General features: G+C 72.1%; 19 protein-coding genes and 1 pseudogene. 12 read left to right on the top strand and 8 right to left on the bottom strand.

Features of this window, described 5'->3' with window-relative positions; genetic code table 11:
* From ABZ914_RS20985 to ABZ914_RS20965, 5 genes are all read right to left on the bottom strand, one after another.
* Positions 1 to 1,150: PucR family transcriptional regulator ligand-binding domain-containing protein (locus ABZ914_RS20985; RefSeq protein WP_500194953.1), on the bottom strand; the 1,150-nt coding region annotated here is incomplete at its 3' end.
* 47 nt (positions 1,151 to 1,197) lie between these two features.
* Complete coding sequence (locus ABZ914_RS20980) at positions 1,198 to 1,557, bottom strand: cupin domain-containing protein (RefSeq protein ID WP_500194952.1); 360 nt, start codon at positions 1,555 to 1,557, stop codon at positions 1,198 to 1,200.
* 13 nt (positions 1,558 to 1,570) lie between these two features.
* Entirely contained in the window at positions 1,571 to 3,184 is a 1,614-nt protein-coding gene (locus tag ABZ914_RS20975) for a N,N-dimethylformamidase beta subunit family domain-containing protein (RefSeq protein WP_500194950.1), read from the bottom strand.
* A gap of 16 nt (positions 3,185 to 3,200) precedes the next feature.
* Positions 3,201 to 4,163 (bottom strand): agmatinase, encoded by a 963-nt coding sequence (gene speB / locus ABZ914_RS20970; RefSeq protein ID WP_500194949.1) that lies wholly within the window; start codon positions 4,161 to 4,163, stop codon positions 3,201 to 3,203.
* A gap of 37 nt (positions 4,164 to 4,200) precedes the next feature.
* Positions 4,201 to 5,652 (bottom strand): aminobutyraldehyde dehydrogenase, encoded by a 1,452-nt coding sequence (locus tag ABZ914_RS20965; protein WP_500194947.1) that lies wholly within the window; start codon positions 5,650 to 5,652, stop codon positions 4,201 to 4,203.
* Between the two features lie 344 nt (positions 5,653 to 5,996).
* Here ABZ914_RS20965 and ABZ914_RS20960 point away from each other — a divergent pair, with 344 nt between their 5' ends.
* From ABZ914_RS20960 to ABZ914_RS20930, 7 genes are all read left to right on the top strand, one after another.
* Positions 5,997 to 6,515, top strand: coding sequence for a SigE family RNA polymerase sigma factor (locus ABZ914_RS20960; protein ID WP_500194944.1), 519 nt, complete (start codon positions 5,997 to 5,999; stop codon positions 6,513 to 6,515).
* A complete protein-coding gene (locus ABZ914_RS20955; protein ID WP_500194943.1) occupies positions 6,505 to 7,827 on the top strand; it encodes a hypothetical protein in 1,323 nt (440 codons plus the stop codon). Before ABZ914_RS20960 ends, ABZ914_RS20955 begins: the two co-directional genes overlap by 11 nt.
* Before the next feature lie 197 nt (positions 7,828 to 8,024).
* Positions 8,025 to 8,534 (top strand): RidA family protein, encoded by a 510-nt coding sequence (locus ABZ914_RS20950; RefSeq protein WP_190857090.1) that lies wholly within the window; start codon positions 8,025 to 8,027, stop codon positions 8,532 to 8,534.
* Positions 8,535 to 8,738: 204 nt separating this feature from the next.
* Positions 8,739 to 9,431, top strand: coding sequence for a GntR family transcriptional regulator (locus tag ABZ914_RS20945; protein WP_500194941.1), 693 nt, complete (start codon positions 8,739 to 8,741; stop codon positions 9,429 to 9,431).
* Complete coding sequence (locus tag ABZ914_RS20940; RefSeq protein WP_500194940.1) at positions 9,431 to 10,357, top strand: SCO6745 family protein; 927 nt, start codon at positions 9,431 to 9,433, stop codon at positions 10,355 to 10,357. The genes ABZ914_RS20945 and ABZ914_RS20940 overlap by 1 nt, the downstream gene beginning before the upstream one ends.
* A gap of 434 nt (positions 10,358 to 10,791) precedes the next feature.
* Positions 10,792 to 11,820 carry a permease gene (locus ABZ914_RS20935; protein WP_500194939.1) on the top strand — a complete coding sequence of 343 codons (1,029 nt, stop codon included), beginning with the start codon at positions 10,792 to 10,794 and terminating at the stop codon, positions 11,818 to 11,820.
* A complete protein-coding gene (locus ABZ914_RS20930) occupies positions 11,817 to 12,599 on the top strand; it encodes a TIGR03943 family putative permease subunit (protein ID WP_500194937.1) in 783 nt (260 codons plus the stop codon). The genes ABZ914_RS20935 and ABZ914_RS20930 overlap by 4 nt, the downstream gene beginning before the upstream one ends.
* Positions 12,600 to 12,797: 198 nt before the next feature.
* On the opposite strand, the gene ABZ914_RS20925 is transcribed toward ABZ914_RS20930, so the two are convergent.
* A complete protein-coding gene (locus ABZ914_RS20925) occupies positions 12,798 to 13,550 on the bottom strand; it encodes a DeoR/GlpR family DNA-binding transcription regulator (protein WP_500194936.1) in 753 nt (250 codons plus the stop codon).
* Positions 13,551 to 13,853: 303 nt separating this feature from the next.
* Here ABZ914_RS20925 and ABZ914_RS20920 point away from each other — a divergent pair, with 303 nt between their 5' ends.
* A complete protein-coding gene (locus ABZ914_RS20920) occupies positions 13,854 to 14,957 on the top strand; it encodes a glycoside hydrolase family 76 protein (RefSeq protein WP_500194934.1) in 1,104 nt (367 codons plus the stop codon).
* A 90-nt stretch (positions 14,958 to 15,047) separates the two neighbouring features.
* Here ABZ914_RS20920 and ABZ914_RS20915 read toward each other — a convergent pair whose 3' ends face one another.
* Positions 15,048 to 15,233: a hypothetical protein gene (locus ABZ914_RS20915; protein ID WP_500194932.1), complete on the bottom strand. Its 186-nt coding sequence runs from the start codon at positions 15,231 to 15,233 to the stop codon at positions 15,048 to 15,050.
* A gap of 532 nt (positions 15,234 to 15,765) precedes the next feature.
* Positions 15,766 to 16,185, bottom strand: a complete 420-nt coding sequence (locus ABZ914_RS20910; protein ID WP_500194931.1) for a winged helix-turn-helix transcriptional regulator — start codon at positions 16,183 to 16,185, stop codon at positions 15,766 to 15,768.
* 453 nt (positions 16,186 to 16,638) lie between these two features.
* Between ABZ914_RS20910 and ABZ914_RS20905 the strand changes: the two are divergent.
* The 4 genes and pseudogenes from ABZ914_RS20905 to ABZ914_RS20890 all read left to right on the top strand — a co-directional run.
* Positions 16,639 to 16,746, top strand: a pseudogene (locus ABZ914_RS20905) (DsbA family oxidoreductase); the annotation flags it as partial.
* A gap of 190 nt (positions 16,747 to 16,936) precedes the next feature.
* Entirely contained in the window at positions 16,937 to 17,626 is a 690-nt protein-coding gene (locus ABZ914_RS20900; protein WP_500194929.1) for an SDR family NAD(P)-dependent oxidoreductase, read from the top strand.
* 1,045 nt (positions 17,627 to 18,671) lie between these two features.
* Positions 18,672 to 23,048: a hypothetical protein gene (locus ABZ914_RS20895; RefSeq protein WP_500194928.1), complete on the top strand. Its 4,377-nt coding sequence runs from the start codon at positions 18,672 to 18,674 to the stop codon at positions 23,046 to 23,048.
* Positions 23,049 to 23,464: 416 nt separating this feature from the next.
* On the top strand, positions 23,465 to 25,063 hold a 1,599-nt coding region (locus ABZ914_RS20890; RefSeq protein ID WP_500194926.1), incomplete at its 3' end, for a hypothetical protein.

The raw sequence follows: 25,063 nt of genomic DNA, 5'->3' as shown, positions 1-25,063 counted from the left end.
CGCCGCCGACGCGGGCCGCGTCGAGCGCGGCGCCCGCCTCGCCCCAGGCGGGGTCGAGGTCCGCGGCGGGGTGGGGGCGGCTGATCCCCGCGGGCAGGCCCGCCTCGTCCAGCGCGTGCGGCAGCCCGTCCACCGTGTCCTCGGGGACGAGCGCGACGAAGGAGGAGCCGTCCTGCGCGACGAAGGGGGTTCCGAGCAGCGCCGACAGCCGCTGGACGATCGTCTCCCGGGAGCCGGGCGGCGAGTCGAGGGGGCCGCGGACGATCCGCCACCGGACGTCCGCCGCCCGGTCGAGGGGTGCGGCGAGGTCGCGGGCGAGGGCGGGGAGCCGCAGCAGCCCGGCCACGACGGCGGTGCCGAGCGCCTCCGGTGAGCTCGCCTCCGAGGGGGCGGTGAAGAGCAGGGAGAGGGCGGAGGCGGTGACGCCGACGAGGCCCCGGTCGGCGACGGTGAACGGGGCGCGCCGCGCGACGGCCATCGCGTAGCCGGTGGGGGCGGGGCCGAGAAGCCGCTGGACCTCGACGTTCTCCTCGGCGGTGGTGAGCGCCGCGCTCATCGGCGACTGGCTCCGGCAGGCCTGGTCGAGCGCCGCGCTCACCTCGGGGTCGTCCCGGACCGGCCCGGCCGTCCAGGTCCTGTCCCGGTTGCGGTCCACGACCCGGACCCACCCGTCGAGCAGGTCGGCGGTCCGCTCCACCACGGCCCGCAGCGGGCCCGGGCCCGCCGCGGCCTTGATCAGCACCGCCTGCCCCTCCGAGAGGCGCTTCAGGCCGCGGGTCTCGGCGCGGACCAGCTCGGCGTGGTGGAGCTCGACCACCGAGGCGAACGGCACCCGGGCCGGGACCTCCAGGACCACCATGCCGAACTCGTCGCACGCGGCGACGAGTTCGGGCGGCACGGCGTCGAAGACGGGCGTGACCCCGAACCCGATCGCGACGACCCCGGTCTCGGCCAGCCGCCGCACGTAGTCGCGGCTGTCGGCGGGGCGGAAGCCGGTCCCGGCGAGCAGCAGCAGCTCCCCTCCCCGCAGGAACGGGGAGGGGTCGGGCAGTTCGCTGACGTGGACCCACCGGACCCACCGCTCGGACGGGTCGGCGGTGCCGAGCGGCCGCAGCGCGAGCCGGGTCAGGAAGAGCCGGAGAGGAAGCACGACGCCAAGCTAGCCGCAGTACGGCCATGACTACGCAAACGGAGCATTCAGCGGGTGACGGCGACGAAAACCTTGCTCGTGGGCTCGATCGTCACCCAGTCGCCCGCGAAGCCCTGCGGGATGAAGAAGGCCTCGCCGGCGCCGAACTCCGCGCGGCCGCCGTCGAGGTCGGCGACGGCGACCCGGCCGCTGAGGATCACGCAGATCTCGTCGTAGGGCCACGGGTCGATCCGCACCGCGCCGGGCTCCCCGGTCCAGAACCCGCCCGTGTACTCCTTCGCGGGGCCGCCGTAGGCGAGGTACTCGGTCTCGCGCCATCGCGCGGAGAGCACCTCGTAACCCTCGACGGGCGGGACGTTGGGCGTTCCGGTCTCCGGGGAGAGCCGGACGACGTCGGTGATGTCCATGATCGGCCTCGCCTCAGCCTTCCAGGTCGCGGGTCAGGAACCGGTCGAGCACGTTGCGGACGACGCGGTCGACGTAGGGGTCGCCGACGTGCAGCGCGTAGGGCCACTCCGTCGAGCCGCCGTTGAAGACCTCGCCGCGCCCGCGGGTGAACGCCGCGATCATCCCGGCGCCGCGCATCCCGCCCTCGTTCACGTAGTCGGGCAGGTCGTCGCCGAGCTCGCGGTTGTAGGCGTAGACCTCCTCCTCGGGCCCGCCCATGGGCAGCAGCCCGCCGAACCGGTCCTCCTCGCCGCGGACCGCCGGGGTCAGCGCGAGGATCTCCAGCGTCTCCGGCGCGCCGTCCTCGAACGTCGGGTACGGCAGGCCCCGGCGGAAGGTGTACTCGACCGAATCCACCTCGAACGCGGCCAGGAAAGTCGGGGCCGCGCCCAGCTGGTCGCCGTAGTAGAGGTCGGTGCCCTCGAAGGCCCAGTGATGGGGCCGGTAGACGATGAATCCGCCCGACGACCTCGGGGTCGCGACCCCGTAGCGCGTGTAGACACCGCCGAGCCCGTTGAGGCCCACCGTGGTCGCCCCGGGCCGTCCGACCGACTTGGCCTCCCACATCGTCGTGGCGGTCCGCGGCGACCGCTCGGTGTCGGGGTCGAGCGAGGGGAGGCGGTAGCAGTACTGCGTGGTCAGGTCGTCGCTCAGCCTGACCTGCCACTGGTAGTTCCCCCCGAACCGGGCCAGGCCCCCGCCGCCGTCCACGAACCGGTCGACGGCGTCGCGCATCTCCCAGCTCCAGTACTCGTCGTGGCCCACCACGATCACGCAGCGGTATCCGTCGAGGACGGTCTCGTCGACGTGCAGGTCGTGCTGGGTGAGGTAGTCCAGCTCGTAGCCGCGCTCCTCGGCCCACCGCACGAACAGCCGCTCGTAGGACGCCCAGAACGCGTCGCCGTGATGGCGGCTGTAGCCGTTCAGGCGGGCCCACTCGTAGGAGGCGTACCGGGGCGCGCCGTTCATCGGCAGCGTGAGGTGGTTCGCCTCCCGCGGCGCGCCCTCCGGCTTGCGGATCATGCCGCGCGCGATCGGGCGCTGCGTCGAGGCGAGCGGGCAACCCGCGTCGTCGCGCGGGTCGTCGCCGAGGCCGCGGTAGTGGTTGGCGCCGCCCCAGTCGTTGTAGGCCAGCATGGTCCCCGTGGTGAGGACGATCGCCGCCTTCGGGCGCCGCCCCGCCGGGGCCTTCACCACGAAGAAGTGCTCGCGCTCCCAGAGTTCGCCGTCGCTCAGCACCGCCCGCACGGTGACGATGTAGAAGCCGGGGCGCCAACCGTCCGGGATCTCCAGCGTGAGGCCGGCCGGCCAGCCGCAGCCCCGCGCGTGGGCGTCGGCGGGCGCCTCGTGCCGCCCGGCGGTGACGCCGTCGCGCCGCCAGACCGTCTCCGGGCGGGCGCCGTCGCGGACGATCTCGACGGTGAACGACGGGACGCTCGCGCTCAGGTGGAACGCGACGGTCTCGCCGGGGAAGTAGGAGAACCGGTCGGTGTAGCACCAGACCTCCTCGGCGTCCGGGACGGCGTACGCCCGCTCCGACGGCCAGGACCTCGGCGACCACGCGAAGGCCGGCTTCGTGGTGTGCACGTGCATCACTCCTTGTTCATCGGGATTCGCCGGAACGGTCCAACGCGAGCACGCCGAGCAACTCGTACCCCACGTGCGCCGCGGCGATCCCGGTGATCTCGGCGTGGTCGTAGGCCGGCGCGACCTCCACGATGTCGGCGCCGACGAGGTTCAGCCCGGCCAGCCCCCGCAGCGTGGCCAGCAGCTCCCTGCTGGTCAGCCCGCCCGCCTCCGGGGTGCCGGTGCCGGGGGCGTGGGCCGGGTCCAGCACGTCGATGTCGACCGACACGTACACTGGCCGGTCGCCCAGCCGGGCCCGCATCCGCTCCACCGCGGCGGCCGTCCCGCCGGTCTCGTAGTCGTCGGCGCGGACGATCTGGAACCCGAGCGCGTCGTCGTCCGCCAGGTCCTCCCGCGAGTACAGCGGGCCGCGGATCCCGATGTGCATGCAGTGCTCGGGGTCCAGCAGGCCCTCCTCGCCGGCCCGGCGGAACGGGGTGCCGTGGGTGTAGGGGGCGCCGAAGTAGGTGTCCCAGGTGTCGAGGTGCGCGTCGAAGTGCAGCACCGCGATCGGGCCGTGGTCGCGGTGCAGCGACCGCAGCAGCGGCAGCGCGATGGTGTGGTCGCCGCCGATCGTCAGCAGCTTCGCCCCGTCCGCGCGCAGCTCGTCCGACCGGCGCTCGATGGTGGCGATCGCCTCCTCGATGTCGAACGGGTTCACCCCCATGTCGCCGGCGTCGGCGACCTGCTGGGCGTGGAAAGGCTCGACGTCGAGCGGCGGATGGTACGGCCTGAGCAGCTTCGACGACGCCCGGACGTGGCCCGGCCCGAAACGCGCCCCCGGACGGTAGGACACGCCGGTGTCGAACGGCACCCCCACGATCGCCACGTCGACCCGGTCGACCTGGTCGGCCCGCGGCAGCCGGGCGAAGGTGCCCGGATCGGCGTACCGGGGGATCTTCGTCGCGTCCACCGGGCCGGTCCTCGGTGCGTCGGTCATGGTCTCGCAGCCTCCAAGCGCGGGGTCGGGGGGCGGGTCACTCGGCGTCCTCGCCGAGCGCCGACAGGACGTGCTTGACCCGCGTGTACTCCTCGACGGAGTACAGCGACAGGTCCTTGCCGTAGCCGGACTGCTTGACGCCGCCGTGCGGCATCTCGTGCACCGGCGGGAGGTGGCAGTTCACGCCGACGTGCCCGGCGTCGACGGCGGCGGAGACGCGCAGCGCCCGGGCGTGGTCGCGTGTCCACACGCTGGAGGCCAGGCCGTACGGCGAGTCGTTGGCCTGCCGGACCGCATCGGCCTCGCCGCGGAACGTCTGCACGGTGACCACCGGACCGAAGATCTCGGTGCGGCTGAGTTCGTCCGCCGCGGTCACCCCGTCGACCACCGTCGGCAGGTAGAAGTAACCGGGGCCGCCGGCCTCCCGGCCGCCGACGAGCACCTTCGCGTGCGATGGGACCCGCGCGACGAGGCCCGCGACGTGCGCGAGCTGGTCCGGGTTGTTCAGCGGCGGAATGTCCAGGACGCGGTCCACGGCGGGCTCGTCCCGCGACAGCCCGATCCGGCGGACCCGCTCGACCAGCGCGCCGACGAACGCGTCGTGCGCCTCCTCGGCGACGATCACCCGGGTGGCCGCGGTGCAGTCCTGCCCGGCGTTGAAGTAGCCGGCGAACGCGATCCCGTCGGCCGCGGCCTCCAGGTCGGCGTCGCCGAAGACCAGCACGGGCGCGTTGCCGCCGAGCTCCAGATGGGCGCGCTTGACCGTGTCCGCCGCCGACCGTGCGACGGCGCGGCCCGCCGCGGTGCTCCCGGTGATCGACACCATCGCCGGAACCGGGTGCCCGGCCAGCGCCGCACCTGTTCGCCGGTCGCCGCACACCACGTTGAAAACGCCGGGCGGGAGCAGGTCGGCGAAGAGCCCGGCCAGGAACACGGCGCTCGCGGGCGTCGTGTCGGACGGCTTGAGCACGATCGTGTTCCCCGCCGCCAGGGCGGGGCCGAACTTCCAGACCGCCATCATCGCCGGGTAGTTCCACGGCGCGATCGCCCCGACGACGCCGACCGGTTCACGGCGCACGGAGGAGGAGTGGCCGCGCACGTACTCCGCCGTCGCCTTCCCTTCGAGCATCCGCGCCGCGCCCGCGAAGAATCGGAGCTGGTCGATGATCGGGACGATCTCCTCCCGCATTGTCAGCTCCGGCGGCTTTCCGGTGTCCCGGCACTCGATCTCGACCAGTTCGTCCGCGTGGCGCTCGACGGCGTCCGCCATGCGCAGCAGAACGGCCATCCGCTCGCCCGGAGTCGTCCGCCGCCACCCGGTGAAGGCCCTTTCCGCCGCCCGGCAGGCCCGGTCGACGTCTGCGGCCTCCGACCTCGGCGCCGTCGCGTACACCGCGCCGTCCGACGGGTCGACGATCTCCATCGCGCCGTGGCCCGCCGCCGCGGCGAACTCACCGTCGATGAAGTTCCGCAGCTCGATGCCGCTCATCGCACCTCCTGCACTCGGCGGAACACTGACCGGAACGTCGCCTACCAGGCCCCGCTCCGCGGTCATGCTAGGAACTGGGCTCCACCGTCCGCCCCGTGCAGATCGACCCACAGGCCGGGTGCGTGAGTGCAGGTCGAACAACACCCCCACGTCGCCGTCCGTGCAAACGCGCTCCCCTCCACCGGCCGGCGCAGCATCGCGCCCACCGACTGTCATGAGCCCGGACGATGCAGATTCCGGGGCGGCATGGCCAGCTGGGCAGGCCCGGGGGACGCCGACGCCCTCGGGATGCAACAGATCGAGGCGCCGCGGCGTCCTGGGATGTGACTGAGAAGGGATGGCCTGTGGACGATGACGGCTTGACGTACGAGCGATTCGTTACCGACCGAGCCGAGACACTCCTGCGCTACGGCTATGTGCTGTCCGGCAATGCGCACGATGCCGCCGATCTCGTGCAGGAAGGGCTGCTCCGATTGCGCACCGCGTGGCCCCGCGTGGTCAGGAAGGACGATCCGGAGGGGTACACGCGGGCGATCATGGCGCGGTTGCACATCAGCGCATGGCGGCGGCGCAGACGTGAGCGACTCGTCCGCGAGGTGCCCGAAGGCGGCTACGTGGACCGAGGCCTCGAGCAGACCGAGCGCGATCCCCGGTTGTGGCGGGCGCTGGCGGCGTTGCCGCGGCGCCAGCGGGCCGTGCTGGTCCTTCGCTACTACGAGGACCTGCCGGACGAGGAGATCGCCAAGCTGCTCGACATCTCCCGAGGGACGGTCCGTAGCCAGGCCGCCCGCGCTCTCGACAAGCTCCGGGCGGACTGGCGTCCGTCCCTGACCCAGGCAGTGGGGGCCCACCATGACCGATGACCTTCAGCGGGCACTGAAGACCACGCTCAAGGCCGCGTCGCTGGACGCGCCGCAAGCGGCGCCGGACCTGCTCGACCAGCTGGCGGGCCGGGCCCGGGCGCGGCGGCGCAACCGGACGACGATGGCGGTGGCGGCGGTCACGACGGCGCTGCTGGTGACCGCCGGGGCGTCGGCCGCCCTGCGCGCCGGAAACGCGCCCGGGTCCGGCGCCCTCTCCGGCAAGAGCGCCGGCGGCCTGCCGACCGAGACCGTCCCCCCGCCGGTACCGGTCCCGAAGGCGGCGGTCCGGACCGAGCCGGACACGTTGCCGAACGGGCGCCGGTACAACCCGGAAGTGGCACTGGACGGCACGTCTCTGCTGGTCTCGACGGAGTCGCGTCCTGACGTGACCGACCAGCTATGGGTGTACGACCTCCAGGACCACCAGGCCACCAAGGTCACCGACGTCGTGGAGCCGGGCACGTCAACGCAGTACGCCGGGAACCTCGCCGCCGGCGATGGTCAGGCCGTGTGGTCGCAGGAGGGCACGGTCGCGGGACGGGCCGTGACCGAGATCTGGGCCGCCCCGCTGACCGGCGGAAACGCCCGCCGGGTCGTCTCGCTGGACGCCGGCTCGAAGGAGGCGGGGATCGGGCGACTGGTCGTGGGAGGCGGCACGATCAGCTGGAGCCGCGCAGCGAACGGCGGAGCCGCAGGGACCGCCGACGACGAGCACGGGAGCGCGTCGGGGGCGACCGGCGTGTACGAGGTACCGCTCGCCGGAGGGCCCGTGCGGATGGTTCCCGGAACCGACGGCTACCGCATCTTGTCCTGGCCGTGGATCGGCACCCCGGGCACCAGCAGCGGCCGCGCCGGGGACGTGGACTTCAAGCGGCTCTGGAACCTGGCGACGGGCCAGACCCGCACCGTGCGTCCCCCCAAGTCCCCCAATACCTGGACCTGCTGGATCAGCTGGTGCGTGGGCGGCCCTCCACTCGGCGTCACCCTCGACCGGGTCCCCGACACCCGCGTCCTGCCACTGGCCGCGGGCACCGGGCGCGCCGTGCCCGCGGACGAGCTGCCTGTCAGCGAACCGCCGGAGGGATCGCTGATGTACGACCGGTTCCTCTCCCTGGCCAACGGCGACAAGCACGACACCCTCTACGACCTGGCGACGGGCAGGATGATGGATCTCGGGCCCAACTACGAGGACAACTGGCCGGTGAGCATCCCGAGCGCCCGGCGTGACGGCTCCACCTTGGCTCTCGACCGGTACCTCGTCAGGCCGGTCAAGGGGGCGATCCAGATCATCGATCTCGCGGCCGTCGAGTGAACCGCCCCGCCGGCGCTCCCTTGCGACTGATCAAGGACCGTGTCGGAGCCCACCTACTTCACGCTCACCTGCACGGACGTGGTTTTCGGCAGGCACAGGCGGCGGTGGGCGCCTGGGCCGACGCGGCGGCGGCCGTGTCATCCTCGACGGAGGCCGCCGCAGGGGCAGGGCCGCCCGGCGCGATCAGGACGGGACAGATGGACGAAGGCCAGAAGCAGAAATCGGACGGCTCACCGGAGCAGGAGTTCGCACGGCTCGGTCTCGCCGGTGTCCGGCCGCCGACCCCCATCGGCAACTTCCGCTACGGAGTCCGGGCCGGTGACCTGTTCTACGTGTCCGGGACCTACGGCACCGCCAAGAACGAGGACGGCGAGGACTTCCTTCCCATCAGCGGAAAGCTCGGCCGCGACCTGAGCGTCGCCGACGGGTACCGCTCTGCTCGGCTGGTCGCGGTGAACCTGCTCGCCATGGCGCGCGCCGAACTCGGCACTCTGGACCGTGTCACCCAGGTCGTCCGGCTGGCCGGCTACGTCAACTGCGTCCCCGGATTCGCCGAAGCCCCCGCCGTCGTGAACGGAGCCTCCGACCTGCTGGTCGAGGTGTTCGGGCCCGACCGCGGAGGCCACGCCCGGATATCGCTGTACCAGAACGACCTGCCGCGCGAGGCGCCCGTTGCCTGCGAGTTGACCCTCTATCTCGGTGACTGAGGACGGTACGACGCGGGCAGTGGCGCGGACGGCCACCCCAACGCGCCGGGGCATCCGCCACGGCGATCGGACCTGAGGGGCGGGCGCCCCCCGGATCATCGGAATCGCCTGTCACCTCGCCTGCGACCCAGGGCAACGCCGGGAACGGCGCTGGCCGACGCGACGACATAATCGATTATCTATCGGATCATCTATGATGTAGTCATGAGTCAGACGATCCACTCCTCGGCCTCGTCGGGGAAGCAGATGCTCTCCGAGCAGGTCCACGCCCGGCTGCGGGACGCGATCATGCACGGGGAGCACGCCGCCGGCACTCCCCTCAAACCGCAGGACCTGGCCAAGCGGCAGGGTGTGAGCCTGGCCGTCGTGCGCGAGGCGCTCGTGCGGCTGGTCGGTGAGGGCCTCGCCGAGCGGCTGCCCAACCGAGGCTTCGCCGTCCCGGCGGTCTCCGACCGCCGCTGGCAGGAGGTCGCGGAGGCCCGCCGGACCATCGAGCCGGTCATGCTGCGCATGTCCATCGAGCGCGGGGACGTCGACTGGGAGGCCCGCGTGCGAGCCGCCCACCACCGTCTTGCCCGCACCCCCACGCACGTCCCGCAGGAGGGCGAGTACTACAGCGACGCTTGGGCCGAAGCCCATCGGGTCTTCCACCGCACCCTGCTGGACGGGTGTGACAACCCCGTCCTGCTGGAGACGTTCGACCGGCTGTGGACCGCGAGCGAGCTGGCCCGCCGCCTCTCGGCCCTCCGCGCCCCCGACCGTGACGCCGTCGCCGAGCACCGCCGCCTGGAGGAGACGGCGCTGGCCCGCGACGCCGACACCGCCGCCGAGGTCCTGACCCGGCACCTCACCCTTACCGCGGCCGGGCTGACCGGCTGCTCAGAGAAGGAAGCCTGATGCTCTTCACCGATTCGGCCCGTCCAGACCCCATGTTCACGGGCACTGGAGGGTCCGGCCGCGCGCACTCGCTCGAGCCGACCGCAGGACGCCGCTGCCATGACGCCGTCGCCCCCCTGCACTCCTGCGTCTACTTCGCTCCGGAGCAACAGGACGAACTCGCGGCGCTCGGGCTGGAGCGCGGCCCCATGGTCTACTACGCGGGGCGCGCGGCCCCCCTCGGAACGGTCGACGCGGGAACCGTCACGGCTACGTTCTACAACTTCGACCACGAGCATGTGCGGCGGTACATCCCGGCCGCGTGGCGCATCGCCACGCCCGAGGCGGTGCTAGAGGCCCGGCTGCGCGTCGCGGATCGGACGCTGCGGCGCCTTCTCGGCGCCGAGGCTCTGGCCTCGAAGGAGATGGCCGAGGCGGCCGAGCTGGCGCTGCGCGCCGCCAAGGCCGGCCGCCGGGAGGCGCGGCCGCTGTACTCGGCGAACGCCGACCTTCCCGTGCCCGACGAACCGCACTTGGCCCTGTGGCACGCCGCGACGCTACTGCGCGAGCACCGCGGCGACGGACACCTCGCCGCCCTGGCGATCGCCGACCTGCCCGGACTCGAGGCGCTGGTCCTGCATAACGCCACCGGCAGGGCGCCGACCTCGGCGGTGTTCATGCAGACCCGCGGCTGGTCCGCGGAGCAGTGGGCCGCCGCCGGCGGCCGGTTGCGCGAGCGCGGCCTGCTGGACGAGGCGGGAGACCTTACCGGGTCGGGCGCGGCCCTGCGCGGCGAGGTCGAGGCGCTCACCGACCGCCTCGACGCCGCCCCCTACGACCACCTCGGCCCGGCCGCCACCGCCCGCCTCACCGAATTGGCCGGCACCTTCACCGCTTCCCTCCGGGCAGCGGGCGCCTTCCCCGCCGCGGTCTTCGGCAAGGGCTGACCGTCCCGGGCCCGACGCCCCGCCGGGCTTGCGGCGCTGCTGCACGGACTCCGTCCCAGCGTGTTGCGGCGGATGCGGTTACTGGTGCGGCCGGACACGGTATTGCGCTGGCACCGCGACCTGATTGCGGGCCGGCATGCCGCCCGATCCCAAACCAAGCGGCCGGGTCGCCCACCGGCCGTCCGCTCCATCGCGCCTGGTGCGGGAGAACCCTAACTAAGGCTACCGGCGAGTGCACAGCGAGCTGCTGATGCTGGGCGTCAAGGTGGCGGTTCCCAGGCCGAGGCGCTGCCGGCGTGTGACTTCCTGGAGACCGTGACCCTCACCTGCGCCCGCATGGACGTGCTGGCGGTCATCGAGCACCACACTCGCCGCATCCGGATGGCCGCGAGTATCGCGGTCTGCGGCGTGCGGCCTCTGGCACGATGTTCGGCATGATCGAGGGTGTCGGTCTCCAGGAGGCCGAGGACGACCTGTTGCCGCCCGCCGGGTGGGGGCGCCGCGGGCCGGCCTCGTCGGGGACCCGGGCCGCCTGGACCTTCGGCCTGCTGGCGGTCGCCCTGGTCGCTGGCCGGATCTGGGTGGCACCGCGCGTCGGCGCGGCCGCTGTGGACGCGTGGACGACCATCTTCGTCGCGGTGTGCGTGCAGGCGTTCCCGTTCCTGGTGTTCGGGGTCGCTCTTTCGGCGGCGATCACGGCGTTCGTCCCGCCGGCGGTGTGGCGGCGCGTGCTGCCGCGCAACGCCGGGGCGGCAGTGCCGGTCGCGGGCGCGATGGGTGCGGTGCTGCCGGGATGCGAATGCGCGTCGGTGCCGGTCGCGGGCGGGCTGATGTCTCGCGGTGTGGCGCCCGCCGCCGCGCTGACCTTCCTGCTGGCGGCGCCGGCGATCAACCCGGTCGTGCTGGTCGCGACCGCCGTGGCGTTCCCGGCGGACCCGGAGATGGTCGTCGGACGGTTCGCCGCGTCGCTGCTGGTGGCGGTGCTGGCCGGGTGGACGTGGCTGCTGGTGGGCAAGGGGGAGTGGCTCAGGATCCCCTCCCGCCCCCAGACCGTGGGGGCGGCCGGGCGGGTGGAGCAGTTCCGTCAGGCCATGCGGCACGACATCATGCACGCCGGCGGCTTCCTGGTGATCGGTGCCGCTGCCGCCGCCACCATCAACGTGGTGGTGCCCGCCGACCGGGTCACCGCGGTCGCCGGGATCCCGGTGGCATCGGTGCTGCTGCTGGCGCTGCTGGCGGTGCTGATGTCCATCTGTTCCGAGGCCGACGCCTTCGTCGCCGCCAGCCTGTCGCAGTTCTCCACCACGGCGCGGCTGGCGTTCCTGGTCGTGGGTCCGATGGTCGACCTGAAACTGATCGCCCTGCAGTCCGGATTCTTCGGCCGCCGGTTCGCCGCCCGGTTCGTCCCGCTGACGTTCGTGCTGGCCGTCGCGGTCAGCGCTCTGCTGGGAGGCATGCTGTGAGCAGGGCCGCGCAGAACCTGCTGCTGGTGCTCATCGGCGCCGCGGTGCTCTGGATGACGCTGGGCAGCGGCGAGTACGTCAACTACGTCCGGCCCGGCTTCCGGTACCTGCTGGCACCCGCCGCCGTCGCATTGCTGGCTTTGGGCGCCGCCGGTCTCCGTCGCGAGTGGCACGACACCCCCGCGGACCGGCACGCCGACACCGTGCACCCGCACGGCGCGGACGCCGGCGCGGACCACGGTGCCGACCACGGCCACGACCATTCGCGCGGGCCGCGGGTGGCGTGGCTGCTGTGCCTGCCGGTCCTGGCGCTCTTCCTGATCGCGCCTCCGGCACTCGGCTCGTTCACCGCCTCGCGGGACACCGGACGCGCGGCCCCGCCACCGGCCGAGCCGTCCGGGGGATTCCGCCCCTTGCCCCGGACCGGAGCGCCGGTCCCGATGAGCATGGGCGAGTTCATCGGCCGCGGATTCCAGGCGCAGACCGGCGACCCCGCGACCTTCCAGGGCGTCCCCGTGCGGCTGACCGGGTTCGTCGCCCCCGCCCTCAAGGGAGAGGGCGGTTGGCGGATCGTCCGCCTCAAGATCGCTTGCTGCGCGGGCGACGCCATCCCGTTCCCCGTGACCGTCCGCGGTCTGCCCCGGCCACCGGCCGACACCTGGGTCCAGGTCGAGGGCGTGTGGAAGCCGCCGGCGGCCGGACGCGCCACCACGGTCGTCCAGGAACTGCGCGGCCGGTCGCTGCGGAAGATCAAGAAACCTCACAACCCCTACGAGTGATCGAGCGACCGAGCGGAGATTCACGGCTATCTGCGCGCCGTACAGGACAACGGCCCCAGCCCCTGTTCGGGGCAAGACGCGCTCCACGCCCTCAGCGCGGCGACCGCGGTACGACAGTCCCTCGCCGACGACCGCCCGGTCCGGCTCCCAGAAAGCGACGTCCGAACAGCCGCAGCGGTTCAGCGGACGCCGAGCACCTCACACCTCCAGCACCTGCACTCCGGCATCCGCGAGGGCCGCCCCCGTGTCCGGATCGACCGGAGCGTTCGTGATGACCACGTCCAGGTCGGTGGCGTCGCAGACCTTCGCCATGCCGGTGCCCGGGAACTTGCCGGCGTCGGCGACGAGGACCACCTGCCCGCTGGCCGCGATCATGGCTCGTTTGACCGGCACCTCGACCACCGTCGTGTCCATGACGGTCCCGGTCGGCCGTATCCCGCTGGTGCCGAGGACGAGCCGGTCCGCGTGGATCTGCCGCAGGTTGTCCTCCGTCAGGTAACCCACCAGCGACCGGTAGTCACGGCGCAGCATGCCGCCGAGAACGACGAGTTGGACGTGCTGGTCGTCGGCCAGCGCCTCGACCACCGGCAGGCTGCTGGTGACGACCGTCAGCGCCCGGCCCCGCAGGTGCCGCGCCACCATGTGCGCGGTCGTGCCGATGTCGAGCAGCACGGTCTCGCCGTCCTGGATCAGCTCGGCGCAGCGCAGCGCGACGGCGTCCTTCTCGGCGGGCCGCACCTCGGCGACGTCCGTGAAGGGGTCGTCATGGCCCTCGACCGGCATCGCACCGCCGTGCACCCGTTTGAGCAGGCCCTCCTCGTCGAGCTTTTGCAGATCGCGGCGTATGGTGGCGAGGCTCGCCGCCAAGCGCTCGGCCAGCGTCTCCACCGTCACCGGCCCTTCGGAGCGCAGGACGCGGAGGATCAGCTCATGGCGTCGGTCCCGGAGCATGCGTCGACCGTACTCGCGCAAGACCGATCACCACCAGACATTCTCCATCACGCTCCTGCGCGTCGGCTCTCGTGGGCGTACGAGCCGACGCACGCTCCCCACCTGCCCGCCGTCGCGGCGAACTAACTGACGCCTCCGACAATTTCAAGCAAGAGCGCTCACATGTGTGAACGATTCTGCCGACTCTTGCGCGTATCGTCCCACCCGGGGCACAATTCAGCGCACTGCCCGCCCGGGCGGAGGCCACGGGCTGGGGCGCCTCGTTGCCATGGAGGGTGCGCGATGACCGGACTGAAGCGACGTATGGGAAAGGGTCTGGTCTCTCTCGTGATGGGCGCCGTGCTGGCGCTCGCCGTGGGCACGTCCGCCGCAAGCGCGAACGCGGGCGAGGACAGGACCGCGCGGGCCCGTGCCACATCGGCCGTCGACGCGATGATGGGGTTCTACGACCAGGCAAGCGGACGCTGGCAGCCCGAGAGCCCCTGGTGGCAGTCGGGCAACGCGCTCCAAGCGCTCCTCGACTACATGGCGCGGACACACTCGACCCGCTACCTGCCCCAGGTGAAGAACACCATCGAGCTCCAGCGCAAGCCGCTGCCCTGGTGGCCGCAGGGCGGCGGCGAGTTCCGCGCGGACTCCACCGACGACACCGGCTGGTGGGCGCTGGCGATGGTCCGCATGTACGACCTCACCCGCGACACCAGGTACCTGAAGATCGCCGAAACCGACGAGGCGTACATGCGCCAGTACTGGGACGACACCTGCGGCGGCGGCATCTGGTGGGACCTGCCCGGCAAGACCTACAAGAACGCCATCAGCAACGAGCTCTACCTCGAACTGGCCGCCTCCCTGCACAACCGGATCCCGGGCGACACCGAGTACCTCGCCCACGCGCGCCAGACCTGGCGCTGGTTCGCCCGCAGCGGGATGATCAACGGATCCCACCTGGTCAACGACGGCCTGGCGACGCAGAGCGGAAACTGCGGCAACAACGGTGGCACCACCTGGACGTACAACCAGGGCGTGATCCTGGGCGGCCTGACGGAGCTGCACCGCGCCACCGGCGACCCGTCCCTGCTCACCACCGCCCGGCGGATCGCCGACGCCGTGACCACCGACCCGGGCCTGTCACCGCGCGGCATCCTCACCGAACCCTGCGAGGCCGCCGCCACGTGCAACTCCGACCAGGCGGCGTTCAAGGGCATCTTCGCGCGGAACCTCGCCGAACTCGACCGCGCGCTCCCCGGCCACCCGTACCGGAACTACCTGACGACCCAGGCCCGCTCCGCCTTCACCTACGACCGGAACAACGCAGACCAGTACGGCCTGCGCTGGACGGGCCCGTTCGACCAGGCCGACATCGCCCGCCAGGAGTCCGCCGTAAGCCTGCTCACCGCCGTCCTGTAGCCACTGAGCGAACGGACTCGCCCGCTGACGACGACGTCGCCACATCCGCCGCGCCATGTGAACACCGGCCGGCGGATGTGGCGATGGCGTTCAGGTGCCCGCGCTGGTCAGCAGCCCGTCGATGAGCTGTGCAAAGGTCTCGCGATGGGCGCGACGGTGTCCGCGGTCGGCCAGGTACTGCATGGCGATGCCGTCGAGGACCACGACGCACCCCCGCGCGAGCGACAGCGGGGTCATCGCCGGGAATTGCCGGCGGCGGGGAAGCACCTGGGACATCGTCCAGTTCCACGACCACTAACCGCGCGATCGTCCGGTTCGCGCCGTCGTCGCCGAAGTCCACCCGGCGCGGTTCGGGGATACCTGACCCTGTCGGGAACACGTCGCCGGTCATGACGACCGGGCGGGCGGCGCACACGACGGGCGCCACGGCGCCGTGCTTGCGGATGCTCGGGCACATCCGGGACGCCGTCCGCCAGCGTGACGCGCATGTCGGGGGTGTGGGAGTTCCTGTCCCAGGAGGTGGGGTTCGGGGCGGGGATGAGGTGCTGGCGGCGGCTGGCCGAGTAGCACCGGGCGGGCGTGCGGGAGTGGCTGCATCGGCGAAAGCTCGCTACGGCGAGCCGGAAAGTGGCGGTCAGGGTCGGCGGTGGGTCGCAACGGGCTTGCCGGCGGGCGAGTGCGCCGGGTGAGGTGCGGGTGCCGGGTGAAGCCACCCGAATCTGGCCCGGACCCCGGAGTTGAAGCGCACAGCGATGGTCACCGCGGTGGTCGGGTCGCTGAAGGCGGTGGGCGCTGGTGGGCCCGCAACTCAGGACCGGGACGCGGCGGAGGCGGTGGTGCCGGCCTGGGAACGGTTGGCGCGGATCTCGTCGTGGTGGTCGGCCGCCCAACCGATCAGCTGCTTGACGATGTCGATCAGGCCGCCGCTGAGCGGGGCGAGCGCGTACTCGACGCGCGGTGGTACCTCGGCGTAGGCGGTACGGGTGATCAACCCGTCATCGGTGAGCTGGCGGAGGGTGTGGGTCAGCATGCGCTGGGAGATGCCCGGGATCTGGCGCTGCACGTCGGTGTAGCGCATCGGGCCGCCCTCCAGGACGGCGATGATCAACATGCTCCACTTGTCACCCACCCGGTCGAGCACCTGGCGGATGAAGTCCATGTGATCGGCGGGGATGCCCGCGCACGGCCCGACCGAAGCCGCCGTCCCGATACCCGCGCTGTCCTGCATAGCGCCCGTTCCCCTCCGTCGCGCACACCGATGTGCCTTTTGTATCGCCTTCCATACTGGCCCACAATGACGTTACGAACAAACAGTAGGAATTGGAGGTCAGGGGATGATAGAGCTCTGGGCTGGGGTCGCCAGCCCCTGGTGCGGTCTGGGCGGCCATCGGCTGGGGCGGGCCGTGGAGCGATTCGAGCACGGCGATCACGTAGAGGTGGTCCACCGCCCGTTCCTTCTGGGCAGTGGCCTCCCCGAGGACCGCGCGCTCAGCGTCCGCGAATTCGTGCCAGCCGAGGACGGCGCCCTTCCCGGGCAGGCCGGTGTACCGGATATCGAAGGCATGGCCGCCGCCGAGGGACTGGCCCCCTACCGTGTCCTGGACGACCAAGTCGGGAACACACCGACCTGGCCCACGAGCTCCTGGCTCACGCGTCCGCCTAACTTCAGGTACACCAAGCGCAGCGGCTCGGGGCGACCGGTGCGCCCTTCACCGTCATCGACGGCCGGTACGCCCTCGCAGGAGCGCAGGACACCGACACCCTGCTCGGCATCTTGCGCCAGGTCTAGGACCAGACCGACCCGACCGTTCTCGTTGTCCGTAACGACGCGGTGATCTGCGGCCCGGACGGCTGCGCGGTTCCCCCGACCACGCCGTCCACATCTGAGCCACACGCCTGATCTGCACATCCAATCCACACGCCGCCCGGGCATCGGGTCTCCGCATGTCCCGGCGGTCACACACGGAAGAGGTCTCACTGTGCCCACTCTCGCCATCGTCGGCGCCGGCCCCGGCATGGGCCTGGCCATCGCCCGCACCTTCGGCAGCCGCGGCTTCGACGTCGCCCTGATCGCCCGCACCAAGGAGAAGCTGGAAACGCTGGCCGACCAGCTCGGCCAGGAAGGCATCACGGCCGCCGGATTCCCCGCCGACATCCTCGACCGCGCCTCACTGACCGATGCCCTGGACGCGGCCAAGGCCCGCTTCGGCGGCATCGACGTACTGGAGTACTCGCCGGCCCCGCACTCCCCGGTGCCCGGTCTCACCATGGCCGTTCCCTCGCAGGTCACGGTCGACAATCTGCAGCCGATGATCGAGTACGGCTTCTACGGCGCCGTCACAGCCGCCCAGGCGGTACTGCCCGCGATGCGCGAGAAGGGCGCCGGGACCCTGCTGTTCACCACCGGTGGCGGCTCGGTGGACCCGCTCCCGATGCTCGGCAACGCCAACGCGGCCCAAGCGGCTCTGCGCAACTGGGTGATCAACCTGAACAAGGAATTGGCCGGCACCGGCGTGTACGCCGGGCACGTGGCGATCAACGTCTGGATCGGCGAGGGCGTCGTGGACGCGCCGGAGGGCAGCCCGACCGCCACGACCGAGCAGATCGCTCCCCTGTACTGGGACCTGCACGAAAACCGCGACCGCCCCGAGGCCGTCTTCAACGCCTGACCGGCCGTACTAGCGCTCTAGAACCGCGCCCTGACATTCCAGCCATAGATTCACGCGCCCGCCCCAAAGATCAGACCGTTACCCGACCCAACCGCTAACCATCCATATTCCGATCATTCGTGATTATCGGCTCGGAGGCGGCACTTCGATCATGAGGTGCCTGGCTCCTTCTTCATGTTCGGCGACCTACCTCAAAGACGCGAACCCACCCGAGAGAACGCGACGCCCCTGGCTCATGCCGGGGGCGTTTCCCTGCCAAAGGTCCAAGCTCGAGAGGGAGCCGCGCCCAGGGCGCTTGTCGAATATTCGGTGATCACGCGTTCCGTATCTGCCGGCAGAGGTCACATGGATGCGATTTCCGCAAGCCTGGGGTCGGCAGTGACCGAAGGTGGTCGGATCTGAGCTGAGGGTACATGTCGTCCGTAGGCTTTGACCGCGGCGTTGGGGACGCCGGAAGGGCCGGAGCCATGGGTGTTGTATCGCTCGAGTCGCTCGTATCCGTACTGGACGTCCGGGAAATGGCCGTTGAGTTCCGTCGGCGGCCAGAGCGTGGCGGGGAATCACGTCAGATCGCGTCCGAGCGATGAGGCCGCTGGTCGACGCGCTACGGGCGGCTGGCCTGCTGGTGGGTCTGCCGGTCGGCGATGCTGGGATCCTCGGGGCGTTGTCGACTGCGGCCGGCATCGCGCCGCCCGCGCCGTTCGACATTGACGTGGCGGTGGGGCCGGTGTCGGGCCGGGTCCACGGGGTGACCGTCACGGGCGGCGCGATGAACGCACGCCTTGCCATACCGCTCCAGGGCGCCGAGTCATCGGCGGCGCTCGCCGGTAACGCGGTCACGCTCACCGCAGTGAACGGTCCCACCCTCACCCTTGACATCAGTACCGCCGGCATTCGCTGGTCGGCGCCCGGGCCCATCGAATTCCAGGCGAGCCCTGCACATTTGGCGCTTCCAGGGCCGGTATCGGTCGCTCTGACGATCGCCGCAGTGGTGATCAACGTCAGTGACGACGCCCTCTCGCTCGAGGTGAGGGGGACACTGCAGGTGGACAGCATCCCTTCGTCGGGCACTTTGAACATCCCGTTCACCGTGTACGCCGATCGCGAGGGCTTCAGCGGCAGCGCGCGTGGCCAGGCCGGGCCGGCCGCCTTCGTGCTCGGCTGGTCCCAGGCACACGACCCGTTCCCCACGTCGATCGACATCACGGTCCCGTTCTCGCCGCCGGATGCGAGCGGGATCTCGGGCGCCGTTGTCGACGCCGGCGCCTCGATGGTCCGGACAAGGCTGGTGCGCGGCCCGGGCGGGTACGGCGCGACGATCGCGATCGAGTCGGGCGACGATGGCGTCCTGTCGAGTCACGACGAGCGGATCGCCGCGCTCGCGGTGCTCGCCACCGCGACAGCGGGCGACACGGCGGCGGCGCCCCATCCGCCGGACGCGGCCGAGCTCGCGCCGCTCATGGCGACCGCGGCACTGCTCGGAGCGGCGCTCGGCGGCACCGGCAGTGCCCGGGTCACCGCCGTCCGCTTCGACCTCGCCACTCCGCATCGGGCCCAGGTCGATTACGAGGCGAACCTGTCATGCGCGATCGACGCCGGGATCCTGAAGGCCGCCACGACGTCACCGATGCGTGTCGCCGTCCGCAACGCCACGCTGGAGTACGGCTCGGCGATGCCGACACTGAGCTTCGCGGGCTCGTCCATCGACGTGTCGGACACCGGGCGGTGGGAGGTGACGCGGCCGGCCGGGATGCTGCAGATCGCGGGTGTGCGCTCGGGCCACGGCTCGTCGTTCTTCGAACTGGATCTGCGTGTCGCGTTCGAAGCCGGCCCGGTCAAGGCCGCGGGCGCGGTGCTGCGCGTCACCCTTGATCACGGTGTCGGGGTGTCGCTGCAGGGGTTCTCCCTCCGCGTCGACGTGCCGGGCCTGGTATCGGGCGAGGGCCGGCTCGCTTTCGACGCGTCCGGCGGGTTCGCCGCCGCGTTGCGCGTCGGCATCACGCCGCTCAACCTCGCGGCGAGTGCGGGACTGACCGTCGAGAAGGCGAACGACGGCACGCACGAGTTCCGGTCGATACTCACCGACCTCGCGGTCGATCTCCCGGCCCCGTTGCCGCTGGCCAACAGCGGTCTCGGGCTGTTCGGAATCCAGGCGATCCTCGGTCTCAACCGGAACGCCCGGGTCGAAGGCGACCTCAAGAAGCGGCTCGCGTGGCGGCCGGACCGGGCGAACACGTCGGCTGCTCTCGGCTCTCAGATGTTCGGGGCGGGGGTGGCGATCGGGACGTTGCCCGATCTCGGGTTCGCGTTCTCGGCGCTCGGCCGGGTCGTCGTACGGGCTCCCGACGTCGCGATCAACGTGGCGCTCGCCGCGCGGCTGCTGGCCGGGCGTGCCGGCGTGACGGAGACACCGGACACCGCGGCGGGGGTGAGCCTGCTCGGGCTGCTCGTCGTCGACCCGGCTCGTGAGCTGTACGCGGGCGTTACGGGCGAGTACCGGTTCCCACCGGGAGCGGACTGGGCGCTGCTGGAGATACAGGTCCCCGCTGAGGCTCGCTACCCGGTTCCGAATCCGGCCGGCTGGTTCGTCCACATCGGAACCGACGGCAGGCGGGGCGGGGGCGGGCCGATCCGGGCCACGGTCCTGCCCGAGGTGTTCGGAGTCGGCGCCGAAGCGTTCCTCATGCTCCACGGCGACGGGTTCGACCCGCCACTCGACGTGCCGCAGTCGCCGGCGAGCGGCTTCGCCGCCGCGGCCGGCTTCGCGTTCTCCACCAAGTACGGTTTCCCGCCTGTGTGGGCCGGTATCTCTGTCGGCGCGGTCGTCGCCGTCGGCACCCGGCCGCTGTTCGTCGCCGGCCAGGCCACCGCGCGCGGGGCGCTGCACCTTGGGCCGTTCAGCCTTGGCCTGGACGCCGTCCTGAAACTACAGCTGGGCCCGGGTGGCACCAGATACGCCGAGCTTGAGGCGTGCGGCTCCATCGACCTGTGGTTCTTCGAGATCAGCGGCTGTGTGCACATCGGCTTCGGTGCCGAGCGGCGGCGCGAGCTCGACATGCCCACGGACCCGCTCGTGTCGGCGACGGTGGCCGACCGAAGCGGCGTCGCGGGCGCCGGATCCGGCGCGCTCACCGCCGACGCCGCGAGCGCGCCCGTGATGTGGCCGGACGGCACCGTGCTGCTCGGCTTCGCGCCGGGCCCTAAGTATCTCGGTCCCGCGTCCGACCCGTTCCATGCCGCCCTCGACCAGAGTTCGGCGACCAAGGGCCCCGGCACCGTGGCCGCCGCGGACGGGACGATCGGCTCCCCGAGCTACCCCGCACGCTGGTCACTTACCGGGCTCGGGCTCCACCGTGTCAGCGGCGGCGGCCCCACGCCGCTCGCAGGTCCACTGCCCGCTCGCTGGCAGCTGCCACCCACGCTGGCGCCGACGACACCGGCGAGCAGCCGCGTGCTCGCCCTGTTCACCAGGAACGCCGCGCTGTGGTCGCTCAGCCTCCTCGACGGCGGGACGGGAGATCCGGCGAACCCTGTCGACGCGCACGAGCGAGGGTGCCGTCGCGCCTGGGCACCGGCAGGCGGCTGGGCGGTCGGCGGCCGCGCCACGGCGAGCGGCCAGAGCTGGAGCCTGCCGCCATTGGACGCCCGGCCCGCACCGGCCACCGTCTCCACGGTCCACGCGACCGTGAAGACGTCCGTTCCCGCGATCGAACCGCTGGACGAGGTACCCGCCGTGCGCGCCTTCGCGGGGCTGCTGCCACCCGCGTCGGCGCTCGTCATCGGCGGGCCGCCGTCCACCGACCCGGTCCGCGTCGACGGGCTGCCCGACTTCCCCGGAGTGCTGCCGCTCGCCGACATCGTCGCCGTCCTCACCGAAGAACTCGGCTGGCGAGCGGTCACGACCGTGATCACCGAACCGCCGCTGGAGCCCGCCGTCCGCGTCGGGCCGCCCCCGATGCTGGTGCTCTGGTCGGAGCGCGGGTTCACCGGCGTCGAAGTCTGGAGTGACACGCCGAGCGGCCCGGTGCCGTGGTCGCTCGCCCACGAGCAGCCGGCGAGCGTCGGCGGATCGGTGGCCGTCCTGGAGTGGCGGGAGGACGAAGCGGTCGACGTCGTGAGGATCCGGCACGCCCACTTGACCCCCCGCAAGGAGATCACACAGCCTGCGCTCGGCATCGTTGCCATCGGCGGCGTGACGAGCGTCGCCGCCGGAGCCGCCGCGGACGCCAACTCCGCCGGTGCGGCGGCCGATGCCGACGCCCATGCGAGCGCCACGACCCAGCCGCCACCGAGCCCGTTCACCGAAGGCACGACGTACCGCCTCGACGTCGGCTGGAACGGATCACTGGACGGCGACCCGCGACCGGCGGTCGGCGGCACCACGGCGCGGCACTTCAAGATCGCCGAGCACGCGCCGGACGGGCCGCCGGCCGAGGCGCTGTACCGGTCGATCACGACGTTCCACCCGGCGATGCTCGGGCGCTACCTTGCCGGCTACACGGTGCGCGGCGACGTCCCGTGGTTCCTCGACGACCCGATCACCGCCACGTTCTCCTCGCGCACGATCACGTCGGTGGCCGGTGTCTACGGTTACGAAGTGAAGATCGTCGTCGACCGGACCGACCCTCCTCCAGGCTGGGCGGAGGACGGCAACGCGCTGCTCAGGCAGCCCTTCACGCCCGATCTTGTGCCGTCGGTGCGGTTCGATCACCTCGAGGCCGTCGACCGGCTCGGCGTCGCGCGCCTGGAGCCCGGCTGCACCTGGCCCCGCGACGCCGCCGACGCGCAGGTCCACGCGGTTCTGCTGCCCGACGCCGCCTATGAGGTAGGGGTGCTCATCGACCCCCGCGACAAGGACGCCCTCGGCCGGCCGAAGCTGCCGCACCGCGTCGAGTGCATGCTGCCGCCGGTCTCGTTCCGTACGAGTCGCTGGAGGGATCCCAAGGAGATGTTCCGCGTGCTCGGCTTCGACCAAGCCGCGCCGGACGTTCGCCATGTCGGCGTGCGCGCGTTGGTGGCCGATCCCGGAGAGAACAGCGACGGCGCCATACGGCAGGCACTGCGCGAGGCCGGTGCCGAACTCGGTCCGCTGGACGTGCCCGCCCGCACGACGGTGCTATGGGCGCCTGACGGTGCGGGAGGCCACGTTGTCGCCGCGGTGCTCCTGGAGGCCATGGAGCCCCTTGTGCGCGGCGACCGCCTCGGTGAGATCACGCTCACGGGCTTCAAGACCCGAGCGGAGAGCGCCGCGACATCGCTGCTGTTCGTCGCGGCCTCGACGACAAGAGGCGGGCCGCTCACCCTCACCTGGCGCGAGCACTACAACGCGTCCAAGAAGACCTGGTCGGCGAGCCGCACCGCAACACTCGCGGTGCCCTCGTCCACCGCGGTGCCCGCGCTTGCCTGGGAGGTGTGGCCGTGACCGCCGGACCGCGTCCGACGTGGGTCGACCCGGGGCTGCTCAGGGCGTCGTGCCTGGTCGCCGACGAGGCCGACGAGGCCGCGAGCCCGTGGCTGCGGCGCGGCACGCATCTGCGGGTATTCCCATCCCCGCTCATCGGATACCCGGTGTGTCCGTTCACGGTATGGCGTGCCGGTACGGCGAACCGGACGCGGCCGGTACTGAACGGCGCCGGTGACTTCTGGTCGACGGGTACCGGGGACCGCGCACTGTTCGTCGGCGGCTGGGGACCCGGCGGGCCGCTGAGCGTCCTGGAAGCGGACGGCCGGACCAGCGAGCGCTGCACCAGGCCCAGGGCGTTCGTCGCCCGGGTACCGCTTCCAGGGCTCCGCTACGGCGGATCGGCCGACGTCGTACCCGCGGCCTACGTGAGCGGGTTGCGCGTCGACGACCACACCGGTGAGGTCTTCTATCCCGGGTGGCTCGACGGCGAGCCGCTCGACGCGATCGGGGCGCAACTGCCAGAGGGTGCGTGGTGGTCCGGGATCGACGGCCGGTTCGCCTCGGCCGACCCCGCCTACCGTGTGGGCGCGGGCGTGCCCGACACCCCGATGCCCTACGACGCGCTGCAGCCGGCCGATGCCTATGGACGAGCGAAGGCGGCTGCCGCCGCTCTCGAGCCCGACGTCGCGCGCGCGTGGAGCACGCCTGCGACGGGCACACCGCCGGTGGCCGCGAGGTTCACCCGTCCACTGCCCGGCAACCAGGGCGCGACCGCCGAGGTCGACCTGACGGTCGGGCTCTGGGCGGCCTCGGCCGACCCGGCGTGCGCACGCTGGTGGGGATTCGCGACGACTCTGCCCGTCGAAGCCTCGGCCGGCGCGGAGTACGTCGAGTGCTTCGCCGTCGCGGCGCTGTTCGCGCTCCACCCCGGCGATCGGAACGAACGCCACCTCAAGATCGCCACCAACGCGCAGAGCGACCCGATGGCCCCGGCGCTGACCGAGTCGCTCTATCGCGTCCACGAACGTCAGGACCTCAAGTCGAGAGCCGCCGAGCTGACGCGGGCCGGCCACGAAGTGGTCTGCCTGTGGACGATCGCCGTCGCCGCACCGCCACCCGACCCGCCCGACGCTCCCTGCGCCGACGTGCCCGGCGACCGCAGGACAAACAACGACGACACGACGTGGACGGCGACACTGAACGTGCACGGCGCCGGAGCGGGCCCCCTCGCCGCACGACGCGATCCTGACGTACCGCTGAACGAGCTCGTCAACACGGATGAGGCATGGCGCTCGCCGATCATCGCGCCGCGCACCGCCCGCGACGCGGTCGCGATCACCGACGGCGACTGCCCGCCGGAACCCGCCACCTGGCGGATCGCCGTCGCCGACATGTGGGGGCAATGGTCGGAATTCGGCGTCACGTCCAGCGATCCGCCCGACCCGCCGGACATGCCGACACCCACGGTCGCGCTTGAGCTCATCGCCGCCGATCCCTCGCCCGGCGGCGACGCACCGGCCGTCCCGGGCACCCTGTCGATCCGGGCCGCTCTCCCCGAGCCGCCCGCCGCGGCACCGCCGGTCACCGCTGTCGAGGCGGAGCTCACCAGTGCGGCGTCGCCGGTCGTCCTCACCCCGCACGCCGCAGGTCTGTGGACGGGTGAGACGGCGGCAGCACCGACGACGCCGGGGGGCTCGGTCACCGTGACGTGCACCGTCACCGCGGCCGACGCGATCGGCCGTACGACGACCGGGGCGGCATCGTTCGTGGCCCACGACCCGCGCCCGTTCGCCTCACGAGCGCACGGCGGTGTGCTCCTGTTCAGCGGAGAGCGCCGCCCCGATGGCTTCGCCGAACTCGACCTGACGACACCACTGCCACCTGGCGCGCCGGCCGGGGTGACCTGGCGGCTCTACGTCACCGACGAGCAACTGCTCTCCTCGCCGCGCCCCCCCGAAGCACCACCCAGGTGGCGGGCGGCCCGGCTGCGCACCATACTCGAAGCCCCCGCGGCCCCGGCGCCAAATGCCCAA

It is taken from the genome of Spirillospora sp. NPDC046719 (genome assembly GCF_040645715.1).
GTDB lineage: Bacteria > Actinomycetota > Actinomycetes > Streptosporangiales > Streptosporangiaceae > Spirillospora.
Note: the sequence above shows the minus strand (reverse complement) of the source record. Positions and strands in the feature narration are given on the sequence as shown.

What these genes read in the sequence shown, in the direction of transcription:
- ABZ914_RS20980 (WP_500194952.1), bottom strand. Translation starts at nt 1,557, where the DNA reads ATGGACATCACCGACGTCGTCCGGCTCTCCCCGGAGACCGGAACGCCC.
- speB (WP_500194949.1), bottom strand. Translation starts at nt 4,163, where the DNA reads ATGACCGACGCACCGAGGACCGGCCCGGTGGACGCGACGAAGATCCCC.
- ABZ914_RS20965 (WP_500194947.1), bottom strand. Translation starts at nt 5,652, where the DNA reads ATGAGCGGCATCGAGCTGCGGAACTTCATCGACGGTGAGTTCGCCGCG.
- ABZ914_RS20955 (WP_500194943.1), top strand. Translation starts at nt 6,505, where the DNA reads ATGACCGATGACCTTCAGCGGGCACTGAAGACCACGCTCAAGGCCGCG.
- ABZ914_RS20950 (WP_190857090.1), top strand. Translation starts at nt 8,025, where the DNA reads ATGGACGAAGGCCAGAAGCAGAAATCGGACGGCTCACCGGAGCAGGAG.
- ABZ914_RS20945 (WP_500194941.1), top strand. Translation starts at nt 8,739, where the DNA reads ATGAGTCAGACGATCCACTCCTCGGCCTCGTCGGGGAAGCAGATGCTC.
- ABZ914_RS20940 (WP_500194940.1), top strand. Translation starts at nt 9,431, where the DNA reads ATGCTCTTCACCGATTCGGCCCGTCCAGACCCCATGTTCACGGGCACT.
- ABZ914_RS20935 (WP_500194939.1), top strand. Translation starts at nt 10,792, where the DNA reads ATGATCGAGGGTGTCGGTCTCCAGGAGGCCGAGGACGACCTGTTGCCG.
- ABZ914_RS20925 (WP_500194936.1), bottom strand. Translation starts at nt 13,550, where the DNA reads ATGCTCCGGGACCGACGCCATGAGCTGATCCTCCGCGTCCTGCGCTCC.
- ABZ914_RS20920 (WP_500194934.1), top strand. Translation starts at nt 13,854, where the DNA reads ATGGGAAAGGGTCTGGTCTCTCTCGTGATGGGCGCCGTGCTGGCGCTC.
- ABZ914_RS20915 (WP_500194932.1), bottom strand. Translation starts at nt 15,233, where the DNA reads ATGTCCCAGGTGCTTCCCCGCCGCCGGCAATTCCCGGCGATGACCCCG.
- ABZ914_RS20910 (WP_500194931.1), bottom strand. Translation starts at nt 16,185, where the DNA reads ATGCAGGACAGCGCGGGTATCGGGACGGCGGCTTCGGTCGGGCCGTGC.